The organism is Ruegeria sp. ABM4_193 (genome assembly GCF_056158705.1).
On record NZ_JBSWTT010000001.1, the window covers coordinates 1,970,537 to 1,986,466 of the forward strand.

At 55.2% G+C, this 15,930-nt stretch carries 19 protein-coding genes and 1 tRNA gene; 5 read left to right on the plus strand and 15 right to left on the minus strand.

From position 1 onward, the window contains the following. Positions 1-147 precede the first annotated feature (147 nt). The 3 genes from ACXADZ_RS09870 to ACXADZ_RS09880 all read left to right on the plus strand — a co-directional run bounded on the left by ACXADZ_RS09870 (position 148) and on the right by ACXADZ_RS09880 (position 2,626). Positions 148-540, plus strand: coding sequence for a thermonuclease family protein (locus ACXADZ_RS09870; protein WP_475198555.1), 393 nt, complete (start codon positions 148-150; stop codon positions 538-540). A gap of 372 nt (positions 541-912) precedes the next feature. After that, positions 913-1,929: a hypothetical protein gene (locus ACXADZ_RS09875; protein ID WP_475195778.1), complete on the plus strand. Its 1,017-nt coding sequence runs from the start codon at positions 913-915 to the stop codon at positions 1,927-1,929. Positions 1,930-1,960: 31 nt separating this feature from the next. Then, complete coding sequence (locus tag ACXADZ_RS09880) at positions 1,961-2,626, plus strand: hypothetical protein (protein WP_475195781.1); 666 nt, start codon at positions 1,961-1,963, stop codon at positions 2,624-2,626. Positions 2,627-2,936: 310 nt separating this feature from the next. Here the strand turns inward: ACXADZ_RS09880 and ACXADZ_RS09885 are convergent, their stop codons facing one another. The 7 genes from ACXADZ_RS09885 to ACXADZ_RS09915 all read right to left on the minus strand — a co-directional run bounded on the left by ACXADZ_RS09885 (position 2,937) and on the right by ACXADZ_RS09915 (position 6,444). Further along, positions 2,937-3,119 (minus strand): hypothetical protein, encoded by a 183-nt coding sequence (locus ACXADZ_RS09885; RefSeq protein WP_475195783.1) that lies wholly within the window; start codon positions 3,117-3,119, stop codon positions 2,937-2,939. Positions 3,120-3,130: 11 nt separating this feature from the next. After that, the gene (locus ACXADZ_RS09890) at positions 3,131-3,319 is read right to left on the minus strand and encodes a hypothetical protein (protein WP_475195785.1); all 189 of its coding nucleotides are present in this window, start codon (positions 3,317-3,319) and stop codon (positions 3,131-3,133) included. Then, positions 3,316-3,624: a hypothetical protein gene (locus tag ACXADZ_RS09895; RefSeq protein ID WP_475195788.1), complete on the minus strand. Its 309-nt coding sequence runs from the start codon at positions 3,622-3,624 to the stop codon at positions 3,316-3,318. The genes ACXADZ_RS09890 and ACXADZ_RS09895 overlap by 4 nt, the downstream gene beginning before the upstream one ends. Further along, positions 3,624-5,009 (minus strand): phage major capsid protein, encoded by a 1,386-nt coding sequence (locus ACXADZ_RS09900; protein WP_475195790.1) that lies wholly within the window; start codon positions 5,007-5,009, stop codon positions 3,624-3,626. The genes ACXADZ_RS09895 and ACXADZ_RS09900 overlap by 1 nt, the downstream gene beginning before the upstream one ends. Beyond that, positions 5,006-5,365: a hypothetical protein gene (locus tag ACXADZ_RS09905; RefSeq protein WP_475195792.1), complete on the minus strand. Its 360-nt coding sequence runs from the start codon at positions 5,363-5,365 to the stop codon at positions 5,006-5,008. The genes ACXADZ_RS09900 and ACXADZ_RS09905 overlap by 4 nt, the downstream gene beginning before the upstream one ends. Then, a complete protein-coding gene (locus ACXADZ_RS09910; RefSeq protein WP_475195794.1) occupies positions 5,362-5,901 on the minus strand; it encodes a hypothetical protein in 540 nt (179 codons plus the stop codon). Before ACXADZ_RS09910 ends, ACXADZ_RS09905 begins: the two co-directional genes overlap by 4 nt. 360 nt (positions 5,902-6,261) lie before the next feature. Beyond that, a complete protein-coding gene (locus ACXADZ_RS09915; protein WP_475198557.1) occupies positions 6,262-6,444 on the minus strand; it encodes a hypothetical protein in 183 nt (60 codons plus the stop codon). On the opposite strand from ACXADZ_RS09915, the gene ACXADZ_RS09920 reads away from it, so the two are divergent. Further along, on the plus strand, positions 6,361-6,732 hold the full coding sequence (locus ACXADZ_RS09920) for a hypothetical protein (RefSeq protein ID WP_475195797.1): 372 nt from the start codon (positions 6,361-6,363) through the stop codon (positions 6,730-6,732). The two genes, ACXADZ_RS09915 and ACXADZ_RS09920, sit on opposite strands and share 84 nt — an antisense overlap. An 836-nt stretch (positions 6,733-7,568) precedes the next feature. Here the strand turns inward: ACXADZ_RS09920 and ACXADZ_RS09925 are convergent. Together ACXADZ_RS09925 and ACXADZ_RS09930 are read right to left on the minus strand one after the other, a co-directional pair. After that, entirely contained in the window at positions 7,569-8,552 is a 984-nt protein-coding gene (locus ACXADZ_RS09925) for a virulence-associated E family protein (protein WP_475195798.1), read from the minus strand. 57 nt (positions 8,553-8,609) lie between these two features. Further along, positions 8,610-9,923 (minus strand): PriCT-2 domain-containing protein, encoded by a 1,314-nt coding sequence (locus tag ACXADZ_RS09930; RefSeq protein WP_475195800.1) that lies wholly within the window; start codon positions 9,921-9,923, stop codon positions 8,610-8,612. Between the two features lie 231 nt (positions 9,924-10,154). Between ACXADZ_RS09930 and ACXADZ_RS09935 the strand changes: the two genes are divergently transcribed. Continuing rightward, positions 10,155-10,313, plus strand: coding sequence for a hypothetical protein (locus tag ACXADZ_RS09935; protein WP_475198609.1), 159 nt, complete (start codon positions 10,155-10,157; stop codon positions 10,311-10,313). Positions 10,314-10,432: 119 nt separating this feature from the next. On the opposite strand, the gene ACXADZ_RS09940 is transcribed toward ACXADZ_RS09935, so the two are convergent. The 6 genes from ACXADZ_RS09940 to ACXADZ_RS09965 all read right to left on the minus strand — a co-directional run bounded on the left by ACXADZ_RS09940 (position 10,433) and on the right by ACXADZ_RS09965 (position 15,911). After that, positions 10,433-10,618 (minus strand): hypothetical protein, encoded by a 186-nt coding sequence (locus ACXADZ_RS09940; protein ID WP_475195804.1) that lies wholly within the window; start codon positions 10,616-10,618, stop codon positions 10,433-10,435. Continuing rightward, positions 10,615-10,842: a helix-turn-helix transcriptional regulator gene (locus tag ACXADZ_RS09945; protein WP_475195806.1), complete on the minus strand. Its 228-nt coding sequence runs from the start codon at positions 10,840-10,842 to the stop codon at positions 10,615-10,617. The genes ACXADZ_RS09940 and ACXADZ_RS09945 overlap by 4 nt, the downstream gene beginning before the upstream one ends. A 97-nt stretch (positions 10,843-10,939) precedes the next feature. Further along, positions 10,940-12,091 carry a tyrosine-type recombinase/integrase gene (locus ACXADZ_RS09950; protein WP_475195809.1) on the minus strand — a complete coding sequence of 384 codons (1,152 nt, stop codon included), beginning with the start codon at positions 12,089-12,091 and terminating at the stop codon, positions 10,940-10,942. 123 nt (positions 12,092-12,214) lie between these two features. Continuing rightward, a tRNA-Ser gene (locus ACXADZ_RS09955) sits at positions 12,215-12,304 on the minus strand. A gap of 146 nt (positions 12,305-12,450) precedes the next feature. Continuing rightward, positions 12,451-14,877, minus strand: a complete 2,427-nt coding sequence (locus tag ACXADZ_RS09960) for a DUF3772 domain-containing protein (RefSeq protein WP_475195812.1) — start codon at positions 14,875-14,877, stop codon at positions 12,451-12,453. Further along, positions 14,877-15,911: a cysteine synthase A gene (locus ACXADZ_RS09965; protein ID WP_475195815.1), complete on the minus strand. Its 1,035-nt coding sequence runs from the start codon at positions 15,909-15,911 to the stop codon at positions 14,877-14,879. The genes ACXADZ_RS09960 and ACXADZ_RS09965 overlap by 1 nt, the downstream gene beginning before the upstream one ends. Between the last annotated feature and the right edge of the window lie 19 nt (positions 15,912-15,930).

Here is a 15,930-nt window from a genome sequence, read left to right on the forward strand (position 1 = left end):
CTGCTTGGCTCCGCGCGACACTATTTCTCTGCCCGCCGTTACACAGGCAACGTCGTTCCGCTGCGCCGAAGATCACGGCTTAAGCTACCGCGCAAAGTCGATCCGAAGTTGTCAGTAGTTCTTTGGATGGCACTCCTTTGTGGTGTGATGCTCGTGATAACCAGCTTCGGTCCGGACCAAACCGACCAGCGCACAGTGGAAGGTACCGCCAGAGTCCGAGACGTAGACACCATAGTAGTTCAGGGCGTTCCGGTTAGGCTGAACGGCGTAGATGGGCCGGAATTAGGTACACGGGCTGGGATAGCTGCAAAGCAGTGGATGACGGATCATCTGCGCGGCAAGACCGTCACCTGCAAACTAAATGGGGAGCGCACATACGACCGCTGGGTGGGCGTTTGCTACATTGACGGGGACGACATTGGCGCGGCCTCAATAGCTGCTGGGCATGCGCTGGATTGTCGGCGTTACTCAGGTGGCCGATACCGCCGTTTGGAAACGCCGGAAGCGAGGGAGAGGATAGTGCGGGCTGGATATTGTTAGGCGGGCGACTGGCAGGATCGAGTCCTAAGAGGTCATTGCCGTACCCGTGGAGCGCTGCATATTAATTCGGCGGGTTGCAGCCAATTGTTGCGCGTCGGGCCTATCGAGGTGCGGTACGTCGCGAACCGGATATTCCAGACATTCAGGACTGGATTGCGAAAGATGGATGAGCGGAGAAAGTGTTTAAGAAGTCGATGCGTTGGCCGTTGTTTCGACTTTCGAGTTTTGGGTTGAAGCGTCCCTTCTTTATGCGGGTTACGTTTCGCCTAACAGAACGGGAACTGAGGTGAGGTACCAGATTCACTCCATCCTGTATTGTTGAAAAAGTTCCAAATCTGTGCTTTACTTGTTGTTTTAGTAAGGGGAATCCAAATGCGTATTCCATTAACTATTTTATTTATGATTGTCGGGGTATCGACTGGTCATGCCGGATGCTCTGTCGAAGTATTCAAAGAAAACGGCCTCTATTACTCCGAAACTGGGGATCCCAAAGATGCATATCGAAATAACAGATTGAATCTGACCAAGATTGATCCCAAAACCTATCCAAAATTTACTGCATTGGAAGGCGTGCTGGATCGTGACTATTCACCCGACGGAAAGTTCTTTGTGCGCTCTGGAGCGAACGAGCAGGATTTCATACTGGTATTACCTGCTGACGACAAGAAGCAAGAGGCCGTTTTGGTTCGCCGAGTTAGTAGGACCAGATCAGGGAAAACACCAGAGTATGTGTCGATCAGCCGATCCGATGTGCCGTATGCAAGTTGCAATACAAATGTAGAAGGCGGTCAAAATGGACTCAGCGGAAGTCGGCATTTTATCAAAACTAGCACCTATCTTCTGGCCCATTCCGATCCAGCTGAATTGGCAAGAAAACCGTTATTGAACAAGAAGTTTCACTTTTTCTTCCAAGGCAACTCAGGGTGCAAAAAAACTTCAAGTGTAGTCGATGAATCAGGCCGTGATCGCTCGCAAGAAGCCTATACTGGTGTAAAGCAAGGAACTACTTTTCGGTCAAGAGGTAGCGAATTGATAGAGCAAACGACTTATGAAGTTGCGCAGGTGTTTTTGCCAAGACCTGCATACGCCAGTTACCCGAGCATTCGTGGCGATAAAACCCGGGTTGAGGAGACTCCAAAACGAGTGCCTACTGGCGTAGAAGCTAGCTTGTTTGACATGTCAGATCGAAAAGGAGTTTGCATTGAGATTCCCGCCCCTGTTCCCACCGGGAAATTATCGAAAGGGTTTTTCGGAATTTTTGCGGATCCGCAAGTAGTCGCACGGAAGACTGCCAAACGCGGAGACTGGAAACCGGAAGTAACCGAATTCCATTTCCAACAAGTTGATAACCACAAGCAGAGTGCACTGATCAGGCTTATTTGGAAATAGCTGGATGTTAACTAGAGAACTCGAGAACATCTTGAAGGCGTTTCCGAATTTCCTGTCTATGATGGCAGATACAGGGAACCCGCTTAAGGAAAACGCTGCCGCTAAAGAGACACTTGAAACGATTACGAAGGCCATGTGGTTTATGATGCCATTCCACTTCATGGCATTTCTCGGGTTAGTCCCTTTAAAGGATGCCAATACGACGTTCGTTTTACTGCTTGGATTTATTACTTTATTGGGCTTGAGCTGGATTGGTACATTCTTGGGTAGCGCGCTTTCTAAGGTGTTTTCGTGGGGGCCAATCAGACGTGAGGGTTGTATTGCCGGGTGGGTTTCCACGCTGTTTATTACTTGGTTCTTTTGCGTGATAATTATGTTCGCAGCCAATCTCTATTTTTATGCAAAGTCACCGGAAATTCAGTATTGGCCTGATCTCTTTTCCGAGGTCTCTAACTTTGCGGAACCATTTCCACTTATCAGTCAACGCTCTGACTTACTTATCTATTTTATCGTCCCTGTGATGTCAGCAATTGGGATGTTGATGATCATTCCATCTGACCGCAGAGGGTCCGCTATTCAACAAGTGATTTTGGCAATGGTTTGCGCAAGTTCATGTGCGTTATTTATTGTTATCAGTGCCGAACTACTTGAACCTGTGACGCGCCTGAATGCTTCCAATTTCCCAGATGGTAACTAAACGAGGCGACGTGAGCTACAATGGCTGCTTGGTTGGCAAGTATCGGCCAAAGCCGCTCTATGCACCAATGTCTGGGAAAATATTTTGTCTATGACATCGTGACTGTAGGCTGGTAGGCGATTTTGTGCTGTCCCAGAGATTTTACTATAACCGCTTCTTGCGCATTGCCGCCGTAGCTTTGACCCAGTACCGCAGCTGCAGCGAATGTCAGCTCAGCGGCCGTTACGCATCGAATAAATGGACGCCTGTGGGTAGTCACGCCACGGTAAGAGGTTGGTCCCTGAACGGTGTTGCACGGCCAACTATCGGTTCAGATTTTGCCGCGCTTCATCACTTTGTCCATATCGACTTGCGCAAATGCCGCTTCGAATTTGGCCAGTTCCAGCACGTCCATTGGACGACCTAACAGGTTCGTTTCGATGTGGTCGATCACAGCTTTGCGCAATGCATCCTTGCCGGGTTCTTCATCGCGCTTTGGGGTATCGTCAAGCATTTGTTCATCCTTCAGGGTGTAAGTTTGGTTGGGGTGGAATATATCGAACGCCAGCCTGCATCAGACGCCATACCGTGAATCGATTGGTTGGGGCTCTTCTGGGCCAGAGTTGTGGTGTGAACGGTCCGTTGCAAGTCGAACCGTAACGGATCGCTTTGACGCTCTTGCAACGCGCAAAACTCATTGAAAGGGTTGATCATGCCATGGACTCCTTTAGCGGTTTGTCGGCCTTTTTCTGGCGGTTGGTTTCCAGATAGGCGCGCCCTTTGTCCACCCATTCACTGGTCTGCATCGTCCAGTCCCGACGCGTCAGGGTCCGTGTGTAGCCCGTCTCATTGCCCGTGAAGCCCTGAGACAGCAGGTAGAGCCCCAATGCGGCTGGTAGGGCATCAGGATGGCTGATGCGTACAGGCGCACGCTCTTTGACCGTCACATCAACGGTGCAATGGTCCACCCATGTGATACTGGCCGTCAACGGGTCGGATATGACCTTGACGCGCTGCATCACCACTGGACCGCTGTGAGGTACGCCACGGACGGCTTAATCATCGTGTACGACATTGGCATCACCAGCCGGATGGCCACGCTGTTGGTCTGGAACATCGACCGCACTTCCGTTGCGGGGCTGGTATACCGCGCATCGCTGATCTGGATGGAACCCGCTGTCGAAACCGTGTGGTCATCGGTCTGTGGCGTGCCGTCCGCGTCCATTTTGGGGTCACCACCATCTGATGACGCCATGGCCAAGGTTACAGCCGATGAGGTATCGACCGAAACGCCATCCATTGCGACGGCCGTACGGGCCGCATCAATCGCCACAACGTTGTTAAAATCAAAGCTGGTGCTGTGCAGGATGGGGAAGCCGAACAATCCACCCGTACGTTCGATTTCGTCACGCAGCGGGAACGTGTTTGCACCATCCGTCGCCAACATCTGCAAACCAATCAGGCGGTCGGTGTGCATACACAAGCACGGGTCCAGTGCCTTGGCTGCTGACATTTGCGACCGCAACCATTTCAGGTCCGCGATGACTTCGGACAGCCCGTTGCCAGCCGACGCTTGGTTGGGTGCGCCGTTGGTCAATGAGCCGGGTCGAACACCCGCAACAGGCAAAACGGTCGGGTCAAACATCCAATGGTCCCAAGCCGTGCTGGTATCTTCGCGCACGAATTGTTCAATCAGGTCCAGAACCGCTGGGTTACTGGTCCGAACCAGTTCTTCCGATGCGCAGGCAATCGCGGCCATCTTGTGCCGTGTGAGGGTCGTGCTGGACAGGCTGGCCTGCGTCACGGGAATGGTGCCCAACTCCTGCACCCATGCGGCTGGTGTTTCGTCACCACCGGCCCGCATCGGCCAAGTGATGCTGTTTGCGCCATTGAAACCCATCACGCCGGAACGGGCCATCAGTTGGGCCGCAACGGATGTGACAGCCATGTCTTTGACAAACTCTTTCGTCATCAACTCGACCAGCATCCCGCCCCACACCACGTTGGTTGTGGTGGCCACGGCTGTGGCGTCACGGATGACCTGCTGGTAATCAGCACGGTCGTTGTACAGGTCGGCAATGTGCTGGTGGACGTGCCCTTTCTCAACCGACTGCTTCATGCCGCCATACGCAGCCAGTGCAGCCAGACGCAACGGGCGCAACTCTACCTGAGACTGACGTTTGCGTTTGGGCTCCGGTGCCTTGACCGTGACGTTAACGGGCCGGTCGGCCTGTGCTTTCAACGCCTGATTTTCAGCCTTGAGCGATGCGTTTTCGCGGGCGATTTTCGGTGCATCTTTGGCCACCTTCAGCGCGTCATCGAACGCACTGGCCTTGGTTTCCTGTTCAAGAATGCGGGCGGCTTTGCGGTCTGCTGCGCTACCCTGAAACAGTTCGTCTTTCATCGGTTCATCCTTTCGCTGATCTTCGCGCTGGATTTGGTGCGCAGTTCATCCATCATCGATTTGTGGCGGGTTGCGGCGTCTTCCAGATCGGCCAGCGTCGGTTCGGGTTCGGGCTGTGGGTCCAGTTCCTTACCAATGGCCGCTTCGACCTCTTGTTGCGCGTGGGCCAGTGCCTTTTCCAGCACATCGATCCGACGGGTCAGCTTTGCGACGTGATCGCCAATCACTTCCGCATTGGCTTCAACCATCTTTTTCATCTGGTCGTTCATCGTGGCGACGAACTGCTTGCGGGTGATGAACTGGTCAGTTGGCTGCGCGCGACGCTGGGTTGCCGTGCGGAATGGGTTGTCGCTCATGTGCTTGCCCTTTTGAATGCCAGATAGTCTTGACGACGCTTCTGGACGGTCGGGTGATCCTTGTTGAATTTCTTGTCGGCCAGCGCGGACAAATAAGCCGCAAAGGCATCCGTGGCGCGCAGGTCCATATCCGCGTCGCCAAGGCGATCTGCGGCCTTATCCGCCGCATCTTCTGACCGTTCGGACAGGTCTGCACAACGGTCGGCCAGTGCGGTGCGTTTGGTGTCGGCCAGTCCGATCCGCACGGCCAACGCAGCCAACCGAATGATGCGATCCGATCCGTTGCTGGTCTGACCGCTGCGCAGAACATGCCCCGCATCACGCAGGGCGTCCGATTGTTCGTAAGTTGCCTTGATGATCCGTTCGGCATCGGACCAATGCTTGCGGAACTTGGTGGTCACTTCGACACGCCGTTCCATCGCGCCCTGCACGCCCTGTTCCTCTGACCGCGACGCACTGTCCAGCTTGGCGCGGACATGTCCGGTGCCTTTGGACAATTTACGTGCTGCGGTGGGGGCAGTTCTCGGGTCTAGCATGTCGGTCCAATCTGTTGGTGGACCAAAGATGGCACAAGATATGGGGACGAGTCACTAAGTATTTGAAAAGGTATTACTTTTTTCCCGTCGACACGGTGCCGGTCACATGTTGGAAATCCGGCCCAAATCGGCCCAACTCTTCTACTTGGTAGAAAAGTGACCCCCTGTGCTGGCCGCTGGTGGGCGGAACGGCGTGTCGATGGGCTGCGGGTCGTGGGATTTGCCGGATAAATTCGCAAATCTCACATGTGGAAAGGTCGCGACTTCACGTGCAATTAAAAAAGCAAGTTGGTCCAACTCTTCCATTAAATGAAAGAGTGCCATCGGACTTCTGTCAGAAAAGAATAAGCTGCGGGTCGGTCACCCGGCCTTGGCCCATTTGTTAAACCGCTTCACATCATCCAGACAGGTCTGGCTGCACAGGCGATCCCCGTTGTTGCGCCAATACAGTTCCGCTGGATGACACAGCTTGCCGCAAGATGCGCAAAGCTGACGGGCCCGTTGAATGATCTGGCTCCGCTTGCGGATCGGCAGCAGCCGGATGGTCGGGTCGGGCCGCTCTTGGCTCTAGTCGGTCAGATGCTGATTGCAGCGGGCAGCGTCGGCCAGCATCAGGTCAAGCGGCGACATGGGCCATACCACCTTCACCCGTTCAGTGCGCCGACGGCTGATGCAGGACTTGCAGCGACACAGGATGTGGTCGGGATCGAACGGCTGACTATACAGGCCGGTGTAGCTTGCCATGAGATTGATGTGCCTTGTGCCGCAGGTATCGCACACACCGTCCATCATTTCGACCATCGCGGCCTTGGCGTCGTTGAAGTGCTGTAGCTTCATCCCCACTGGTGTGCTGGCTGGCATGGTGGTTGGTCCTCGCTGATTTTGGCGGTCGGCTGCGTCTGGCCATCAGATCAAACTCCCTTCGCGCGTTGGTGCGCGCGAGTTTTACCTAAATTAGTCTGGATCGCTGTGTTCGGCTATACTTGATTATAATCAGTCATTATTCGGTATAATTTGATAGTCGATTTGTAGCTGTAATTTGACAAACGGACCGCATTTTTCGGTTTTACAATAAAGTAAATCGTGTCAGTTTTCGTAAAGTTTTGGCCCCGTCGCGGTATGTCCCCCAAACGTTCCCTTTTTCAACTCCCTCCCCCGAATGATCGACCCGACCAAGATCATCAACCGTTATTCCAACTTGGAACGACGGTCATCATCGACAGGCAGAGTTCCAACTTGGAACACTGTATCAAGGGGTGTCGTGCAAGTTGTGGAACACCGCATCATCAACGGGTGTCGATCAACTTGGTCAACACCAACCATCACCATGACAAGCGGTTATCCAAGTTGGATGACCGCACCAATCCGACCGACCAAATGACTAGGAACTTTTTGGGCTGCTGGTTGTGATGATGACCCGGATGATGACCCGCCTTTTAGTAGGTTAGTATTTAGTAGGGGGTTTTCACCTTTTCCTGCCGTACACGCTCGGTATCTCTATTTATCGCTGTATCTATCGCTGTATCTCTTTATCTATCCTTCTTCCTATCTCCAACCTTTACTCTATATACCTACTAACCTACTAAAGAGTAGTAGTAAGTATAGGAGAAAAAAGGAAAAATCATTTAGCAGATAATTTATCCTACTAATGACCTGCTAATGACCTGCTATTTAGTAGGTTTTCCCCAGATCGCTACATTCAGAAACGGATGATTGGTTCCGATCCGCAGCTTTTCATAACCGTTATCTTTTAAAATTTTCCGAACCCGCGCTTCCATTCGTTGATCACGTTCTTTACGAACATCAATTTCCAACGCACTCATGATGATCTGATTGATCGAAAATTCACCGGCACCTTCGGCATAGGTCAGCACCGTCCCGGTGATCCCGTCTTCGATCACGCGGTCCTTCTGGATCAACGTTGCCTGTTTGGCCGCATCATGATCCAAGACGGGACGTTCACCAGATCGATAAGCAGCCAGTGCTTCGGCCCAAAGCTGATCGCGATCACGGATCACACCATCCGTGTCCATCGGCAACAAGCAACGCACAATCCAGAAGCGGCGTTCACCGGCTGCATCCTTCAGGTAATCGTCGCGGTTCGTGGACCCGGCAAATACCATCCGGCGCGGAACGCGAACATTCGTCTTGCCGTAGGGTGGCCGATAATCTTCATGCCGCCGGGTCAGGAAGGTCCGCATGTCTTCCAGTTCGCCGCGATGCACTTGGGTCAACTCGGCCATTTCGATCAGCCATTTCCCCTGCAAATAGACAGACACATCTTTATGATTGAAACCGGGCAGCGCGTCACCGAACCAGTCAGCCACCGGAACCAGATTCGCCAGCAGCGTGGACTTGCCCACACCTTGCGGTCCTTCAAGGATCAGGGCATTATCCATCTTGCATCCGGGGTCCATGGCGCGGGCCACCGCCCCGATCAGCCACTTGCGCCCGACCTGCCTGACATAAGTCCCGTCATCGGCATCGGCCCCGCCGTAGGTGATCAGCCAGTCGTCCAGCCGGGGCACCCCGTCCCATTGCAGGCCGGTCAGATATTCCTGCACCGGTTCGATGATGTTGTCATAGGCGCGATCCAGCACCGCGTCGAAAACGTCTTCCTTCCCGATCCGGGGGAACATGGGGTTGTGCATCAACTCGCTGCGGATGCGACGGACGTCTGCGTCACCGAACTGGTGGCCGACGATTACCTAATCACCCATCCCCGGATAGGACTGGGCCACGACGGGCTGCTGACGGAAGGCGTCGAACACGAAGCAGTCGGCCCATTCATCCGTGTTGTGGAAGTGGGCGATCAGGTTGCGGTAGTTGTTCTTGAACGGGGTCATTGCCCCGTCCACCGCATAGGTCATGAACGGGCGATCAACCGGCACCAATGGCACGACCGAGTCCGGCGCAGGGACCGCCACAGGGCCGTCAACGCCCGGTGGCAGCAGTATCTGCCCATTCATGGGCATTCCGGCCTGCTGCGCGCCCTTGAGCGCTGCACCCAATCGGATGCGATGGTCCAGATCACCCGGCAGGGCCCCGCCCGCACATCCGCGTGCCAAGGTGACCAGCGTGCCAAACCCGACGGAATGGTCCGGTTCAATTTCCATCCACAGCCTGTCCGTATACGTCGGGTCATTCTTACCCGACAGTGCGGACCATTGCCGGAAGTATGACAAGCCGTCCCCACCCATGGATGCCTTCAGCGCAAACGCGACCCGTCGCCAGTCGTCATGGGCAAGGTCATCGTTGCGCAGGTACGACATCACTTCCGGCACCAGCGCGGGATCGAACGGTTCCGCCCCAAGGCTGGACCCGGTGCCGTCATCATTATTGTTGCGGGTTTTGCGCCCGCGTTTCCAGCCGTGCTGTTCGATGATGACGCTGCATTCTTCGACCAGTTCATGTAGCAATTCAGCGGTGATGGTCGGGAACGCCTGCAAGGACATCATGTCCCAATTGTGCCACTGGTAGGGCACGCCCGACGGATGCGTCCCGGCGATGACCACCTGTGTCTTGGTGCCTCTGATTTCCAGCAATTGGGGCTTATGGTCTTCCTTGCTGAATGGCACCTGCATCGACTTGACCGGTTCGCCATCGACCGCAAACATCCACAGCTTCTTGGGTTCCTGTCCGACGCGATAGGGCCAGTACGCCCCGCCCCGGTTCCAGATGTGCTGGTGGACCGCGTTGGCCAGAACCGGATCGGTCAGGTCCGCATCAAACGACACTTGATTGACGCCTTGGATCAGGCCGACATTGGCCCCCAGTTGATCGAAGCGGGTCGCGTAGAACTCTGACATCACAAAGCTGGGCCAGCCACCCAATCCGTCCCACTTACCGGCATAGAAATCACCCGGCACCTTGCCGCGCGCGTCGGGATCGACCTTGCTGTGTTCGTGCAGTTCAGCACCGGGTGGAATGACGGGGATCGTACCCATAAACCCAAGCCGCAGTGCCCACATGTGCCAGCCGATGGTTTGCTGCGGTCGGGGCGTGGGTGTATTATCAGTCATCATGGCGACCCTTGTGGTTTGGGGTTGTTGTTTTTTGTTCGCCCCCGGCCCGCTAAAGGCCGGGGGATTTTTCATCCGCAACACCGTCGGCCATGACGACACCGGTTATTACATGCGGATGAATTCTTAATACGCGTGCCAGCCGTCGGGACGCTTCACGTAGGTCGTGTCGCGAATCTTGTGGGCCCACGTCTGGATGATTTCGACTTCGGGACTCGCGGCCACTGCAAGATGGATCGCGCCGTTCATATCGACACACTCACCATCCGCAATTCGCAGGTTCACGATCTTGCCGTACCGTTCAATATCGATGCTATGAAGACGACACTGCAACTTCGGATGCTGGACCCAGTTCTGCGGTCTGTTCACCGGCCTTACTGGTGGTGGTAATGGTGTGTTTTTCCCGTCCCAGTCACCAAGGCCACGGCACTGCTGGCAAGTCTTTTCGACGGTGAAATGACCTTGCTGTGCGCGGACTTTGCCTGTGCCGTTGCACTGGTTGCAAACCATTACTTCGACCCCCAAACCCAACGGCTCTTTTGTTTCTCACGCATGGCCGCGTTTTTCTTCGTCTGCTGGATGTGGGATTCTCGGGCCAAACGGACGTGTTTCTTGCTGCGTTCTGACCCTTCACGCAACTTCCGCTGTGCGGATAACTCACGCACTTCAGCCATTTCCTGTTCCGGGTCAATCATGCCGCATCACCTTGGTGTGCTTTGGGGTTGCACGACTTGTTCGTGGATACCGGCAACTCATCGGCCCAATCTTCCACTTCGACCCAAGGCGTGCCGACAAGCTGGTTGCTGACCTGTCTGGGTGCAGGGAACCTGCCTTCATTGATCAGGCGTTTTCGGGTGGTGCGGGGGACGATCTGGTCCAGTTCCTTTTCCGTCGCCAGTAGCGGGTTTTTACGTTTCATAGTTTCCGTCCGAATTTGTTGGAATGCGGACAAAGCAATCACAACCAAACCGAACGAGTCCAGCAAAAAAGTATAATAAAATCAATATGGTAACGTGTTAACCCATATTTAGCTTACTGGTCAGATGATCACACCAGTGCTGCATCATGGGCCGTCGCGCCTCAAGATAATCCGACCGACGGTAAGCGCGTTCCACGTCCGATCCGACGGTGTGTGCAAGCGCATCTTCGACGTGGCGATTCGGGTATCCTTGGTCATGTGCCCAGTCGCTAAACGACGACCGGATGCCGTGGACCGTCGCGTGACCCAGACCGTTCCGCTTCATGGCCGCTGACATCGTCATGTCACTTATCACCGTCATCCGGCTGGACGGCAGCAGCAGGTCGGTAGAGCCCCAGCGCGGCATGTCGGCCAGCAGACTGCCCAAGAAGGGCGTGACGGGCACCCTGTGCCGCCTGCGGGCCTTCATCCGATCTTCGGGTATGGTGATGGTGTCAGCGTCCACATCGGACCATTCCAGCCGCCTGACTTCACCGGATCGCAAACAGGTCAGGAAAACCAAGACCACACCCAGCGCACCCGCCCCCGATCCGCGCGCGTGCCACATCGTCGCAAAAGCGTCCGGCAGGTCGGATTGCGGAATGGCGGCATGGTGCTTTACGCGCTTCACCTGCTTGCCCAAGATCAGTTCCAGATTGTCCCGCCACCCGGCAGGGTTCGGCCCGTCGCGTTCGCCCATGGCAATTGATGCCGACAGGATGCGTTCGATCCTCTGGCGCACGCGGCTGGCAGTCTCGGGCTTGGTCTGCCAGATCGGGATCAGGCACCCGGCGACGTGCGCGGTGGTGATCACGTTGACCGGCATATTCATCAGGTCCGCAGCGTATCGATTGAGCGTCGATGGCCATTGTGCCGCGTGCTTGCTGTTGGACCAGTCACTGCCGCGCAGGGTCAGGTATCGATCCATTGCTTGGCGGAAGGTGGTCACATCACGGTCACGGTTATCCAAGTTGGATAACCGCCCGTCGCGCACCGCAGCGGCCTTGGTTCTGGCATCGGCCAAACCTACTGCGGGATATCCACCAAGCCCCTTTTCACGACGCTTCCCGGCCACCGTGTGGCGCAATACCCACTTCTTGCTGCCCGACTCACTGACGACAAGCCAAAGGCCCCCGCCGTCGGAATGCTTACCGGGCTTTGCCGTCTTGGCCTGCCGATCCGTTAGTTTGTTCAGTCGCGTCTGTCGCATCAGTCCACCCGAAGTCCCCCTAAGCATCTGGGCTATGGTAGTATCTGGTGGTATATGCTGATGTCAAAAGCCCATAAAATTAAGGGCTTTCCGCACCGGTTGGTATCTGGTGGTGCGGTAGTGTGGCGGAGAGACAGGGATTCGAACCCTGGAGACGGTTTCCCGCCTACACACTTTCCAGGCGTGCGCCTTCGACCACTCGGCCACCTCTCCGTGCCGGCGATATGTGAACGAATGTGGTCAGATTTGCAAGGCCCCAATGCGGCGAAAAATCGGGAATGACCCAAATAAGTTGCCCTGCCCCCGTGCGGCTCTCACCGGGCCATTTCAGATCGTTTCAAGGACGTTGGATAACGCCGTTAAACTTCGTCACCAGCGTCTGGATCCAAATCAGCCTCTGTCAGGTCAGCGGGTTTTTGTGATGGGGCCTCGGGCTTGCTTTCCACGGGTTTGGTAGGGCCCTTCTGATCTTTGACATCAGGCTGTAAAGCTTCGGGATTGCGCAACCAGATGTCGCGCTGAGCAAAGGGAATCTCGATACCAGCTTCCGAGAATTTGCGGTTGATCTCGTGGTTCATGTCGGACTTCACGGACAGCACCCAGTTCACATCACGCAGGATTGCGCGGATCTCGAAATCCAGGGAATCCGCGCCAAAGCCCTGAAATACAACACTGGGCGCCGGGTTTGCCAAAACCATCGGATGGTTATTGGCGATCTCACCCAGAATGGTTTCAACCTGCCGCGTATCGGTACCGTAGGCGACACCAACGGGCACGATGACACGCCCAATTGTGTTGCCTCGGGTATAGTTCGTCACCACGCCGCTGATCAGATCCGAATTTGGAACGATCACATCTGTTCTGTCGAAGGTTTCGATCCGGGTCGAGCGGACCGAGATATCGCGCACATAACCCATCATACCGTTCACATCAATCCAGTCCCCCTTGGAAATGGGGCGTTCCACCAAAAGGATGATGCCAGAGACAAAGTTGGACACGATGGTTTGTAGACCAAAGCCAATGCCGACCGACAAAGCACCGGCGACAATCGCAAGCGACGACAAGTCAAACCCGGCCACCATGATTGCCACAAGCGCAGCGAGAAATATGCCGACATAGCCCGAACCAGCCACGATCGCGTTTTGGCCACCCGGATCAATTTTGGTCTTCGGTAGAAGTGAATTGCGCAACCCGCTTTGCAGCAACCGAGTCAACGCGTAACCGATCGCGAAGACAGCTACAAAGGTCAGGAAGTTGGTTGGTGAAATCGTGACACCGCCAATGTCGAAACCAAGCAGTAAGCGTGACCACGCTTCCAACAGATCGGTTTCACGCGCACCCCAATATATCGCCAGAATAGGCAGCGCAATTATGGCCAGTGCAAAACCGACGAGTACCGCAAAAAGAGACTCACGAGCCGCGTCCCCTTGCCCGGTAATCCAGCCGTAAATCTGGCTGATGAATCTTTGCAGGATGACCAACGCCCCGATGAGCACCAGAGTCTTCACAGCAGGGAACACGATTGCTTCGGCCGCATTGGTGTACCCAAAGATCGCCAGAATAGGAGACGCTATCCCTAATAAGAACAATGCCCGGCGCAAGAATTCGACCAATTGGCTGAAGCCTGCCGCTCGAGTTGATGCAGATTGGTCAGGCGGACCGTCCGTGGTGCGAATTTGGCGTATGCGCAGCAGCAACAAAGCTGTTGCGACAATGACCGGGAAACTGACAACGGCTCGGGTCGCATCCGAGATGTTTTCGATCCGTTCGAACAGCAGTGCCAATTCGTGCAAAATCAGCATCACGGCAAGCAGGTCGATGTACAGGCGCAGCTCTCTTATTTTTGCAGCGGACAGCCGTTTGAACCCCTGCGACGCGCCGATCACATATACCTGCCGACCAATCCAGTCGTAGAACAGGATTATCCCTGCCCAATACGGGATGTTTTGCAGCAGCAGGCTTCCCCTCAGTCCCGTAACACCAGTCAGGCTTATCGCAGTTACCGCGGCCAGAACCCCAATCCAAGGCAACAGAATGCGTAAAAGCGAAATGACGAAAGACCAAACCCCAGTGCCGGACCCGCCCCAAAGCCTTAAGTATTCCCCCCCACGTTCGGACCACTTTTTGCCAAAAATCAGCAGTACAGCTGAAAGGGCCAGCAGTACGAAAATTGCCAATCCGCGGTCACGGATTTGTTCGCGCACAACGTCTGAACGAAAGTTGGTGATCGTTTCATTTCCGAGGCTCTGGATTGCTTCTTTTACGTCCACCCATGCCGGACCCCAGTATGCGGGGTTTATCGGCGACGGACCTTGTTCAAAGAACTCCTTGGTCTGCCGCGTACGCAGGATCTGATCTATTTCGCTGATCAAACCGTTGGCACGGCTATATGCCTCCTCGGAAATAATCCGCGGCACGCGCAAGCTGTTTAGCTGTTTTTCCAGATGCGCCCGCAACGTTGCAATATCTTCCGGCTCGGTCGCGTCCCCTTCGGGCTTGGGACCAAGTGCGTTGATTTGACTGTCCAACGTGGAAATACGGTCGGTGTTGGCGCTTCTCGCTCTGTTAAAGTCGTCCCTGTAACTATTAATTTCTGAACGTAAATTTTCCAGAGCTGCGTCCGAGGCACGGTTCGCCTCGATCACATCTTCTGCACGGTCCGCCGTTTTCAACCACCCCTGATAATATTCGCTCTGCCGGTTACTCAGCTGCGCATCCGCGCCGCCTGCGAACCCAACTAGGCACAGAAAGAACAGGGTAAGAAACAGGCGGACCTGCGCCAGCATCATACGTCCTCGAACACGCCCGGAATGCTTCGGGGGGCCTCGGTCATCCAATCCGGTACCGGCAGTTCCTTCTCGCGCAGGAATTCCGGGTTGAACAGCTTGGACTGATAGCGGGTTCCGTAGTCACAAAGAATGGTAACGATGGTGTGGCCCGGCCCAAGATCCTTTGCCAGACGCACCGCTCCGGCCATGTTGATGGCGGTCGAGCCACCCATGACCAGCCCTTCCTCGCGCAGCAGATCGAAGATCAGCGGCAACGCCTCATTATCCGTCATCTGGTATGAGAAGTCCGGCTTGAAGCCCTCAAGGTTCTTGGTGATGCGCACTTGACCGATGCCTTCGGCAATGGAACTGCCTTCCATCGCGATTTCACCAGTGGTGTAGTAAGAATAAAGCCCTGCCCCCATCGGATCGACCAGGCCAATTTTCACACCTTTGGGCTGCAAAGCGTCGGCCACGCCGGCCAGAGTTCCGCCAGAGCCTACGGCGCAGACAAAACCGTCGACTTTACCGTCGGTTTGCTCCCAGATTTCAGGGCCGGTGGTTTCCACATGCGCCTGACGGTTGGCAACATTGTCGAACTGGTTTGCCCAAATCGCGCCATTGGGTTCGGTTTTTGCCAATTGCTCGGCCAAACGACGCGAATAGTGCACGAAGTTGTTGGGGTTGCGATAGGGTGCGGCCGGAACCTGAACCAACTGCGCACCCGCAAGGCGCAGCATGTCTTTCTTCTCTTCCGACTGGGTTTCCGGGATTACAATCACCGTCTTGAACCCCATGGACGCGCCGACCAGTGCCAGACCAATCCCGGTGTTGCCCGCTGTTCCCTCGACAATCGTGCCGCCGGGCTTCAACTCGCCTCGGGCCACCGCATCACGGATGATGTACAGCGCCGCACGGTCCTTGACGGACTGGCCGGGATTCATGAACTCGGCCTTTCCGAGGATCTCACAACCGGTTTCTTCACTGATGCGCTTCAACCGGATCAGTGGTGTTTTCCCGACTGCGTCGGCAAGGTCTCGTGCAATGCGCATGGCGCCCTCTTGTCGTTTG

What these genes read in the sequence shown, in the direction of transcription:
- ACXADZ_RS09890 (WP_475195785.1), bottom strand. Translation starts at nt 3,319, where the DNA reads ATGATCAACCCTTTCAATGAGTTTTGCGCGTTGCAAGAGCGTCAAAGC.
- ACXADZ_RS09910 (WP_475195794.1), bottom strand. Translation starts at nt 5,901, where the DNA reads ATGCTAGACCCGAGAACTGCCCCCACCGCAGCACGTAAATTGTCCAAA.
- ACXADZ_RS09960 (WP_475195812.1), bottom strand. Translation starts at nt 14,877, where the DNA reads ATGCTGGCGCAGGTCCGCCTGTTTCTTACCCTGTTCTTTCTGTGCCTA.
- ACXADZ_RS09870 (WP_475198555.1), top strand. Translation starts at nt 148, where the DNA reads ATGCTCGTGATAACCAGCTTCGGTCCGGACCAAACCGACCAGCGCACA.
- ACXADZ_RS09900 (WP_475195790.1), bottom strand. Translation starts at nt 5,009, where the DNA reads ATGAAAGACGAACTGTTTCAGGGTAGCGCAGCAGACCGCAAAGCCGCC.
- ACXADZ_RS09950 (WP_475195809.1), bottom strand. Translation starts at nt 12,091, where the DNA reads ATGCGACAGACGCGACTGAACAAACTAACGGATCGGCAGGCCAAGACG.
- ACXADZ_RS09905 (WP_475195792.1), bottom strand. Translation starts at nt 5,365, where the DNA reads ATGAGCGACAACCCATTCCGCACGGCAACCCAGCGTCGCGCGCAGCCA.
- ACXADZ_RS09885 (WP_475195783.1), bottom strand. Translation starts at nt 3,119, where the DNA reads ATGCTTGACGATACCCCAAAGCGCGATGAAGAACCCGGCAAGGATGCA.
- ACXADZ_RS09875 (WP_475195778.1), top strand. Translation starts at nt 913, where the DNA reads ATGCGTATTCCATTAACTATTTTATTTATGATTGTCGGGGTATCGACT.
- ACXADZ_RS09965 (WP_475195815.1), bottom strand. Translation starts at nt 15,911, where the DNA reads ATGCGCATTGCACGAGACCTTGCCGACGCAGTCGGGAAAACACCACTG.
- ACXADZ_RS09895 (WP_475195788.1), bottom strand. Translation starts at nt 3,624, where the DNA reads ATGCAGCGCGTCAAGGTCATATCCGACCCGTTGACGGCCAGTATCACA.
- ACXADZ_RS09945 (WP_475195806.1), bottom strand. Translation starts at nt 10,842, where the DNA reads ATGAAACGTAAAAACCCGCTACTGGCGACGGAAAAGGAACTGGACCAG.
- ACXADZ_RS09925 (WP_475195798.1), bottom strand. Translation starts at nt 8,552, where the DNA reads ATGCACAACCCCATGTTCCCCCGGATCGGGAAGGAAGACGTTTTCGAC.
- ACXADZ_RS09920 (WP_475195797.1), top strand. Translation starts at nt 6,361, where the DNA reads ATGACACAGCTTGCCGCAAGATGCGCAAAGCTGACGGGCCCGTTGAAT.
- ACXADZ_RS09940 (WP_475195804.1), bottom strand. Translation starts at nt 10,618, where the DNA reads ATGATTGACCCGGAACAGGAAATGGCTGAAGTGCGTGAGTTATCCGCA.
- ACXADZ_RS09930 (WP_475195800.1), bottom strand. Translation starts at nt 9,923, where the DNA reads ATGACTGATAATACACCCACGCCCCGACCGCAGCAAACCATCGGCTGG.
- ACXADZ_RS09935 (WP_475198609.1), top strand. Translation starts at nt 10,155, where the DNA reads ATGGATCGCGCCGTTCATATCGACACACTCACCATCCGCAATTCGCAG.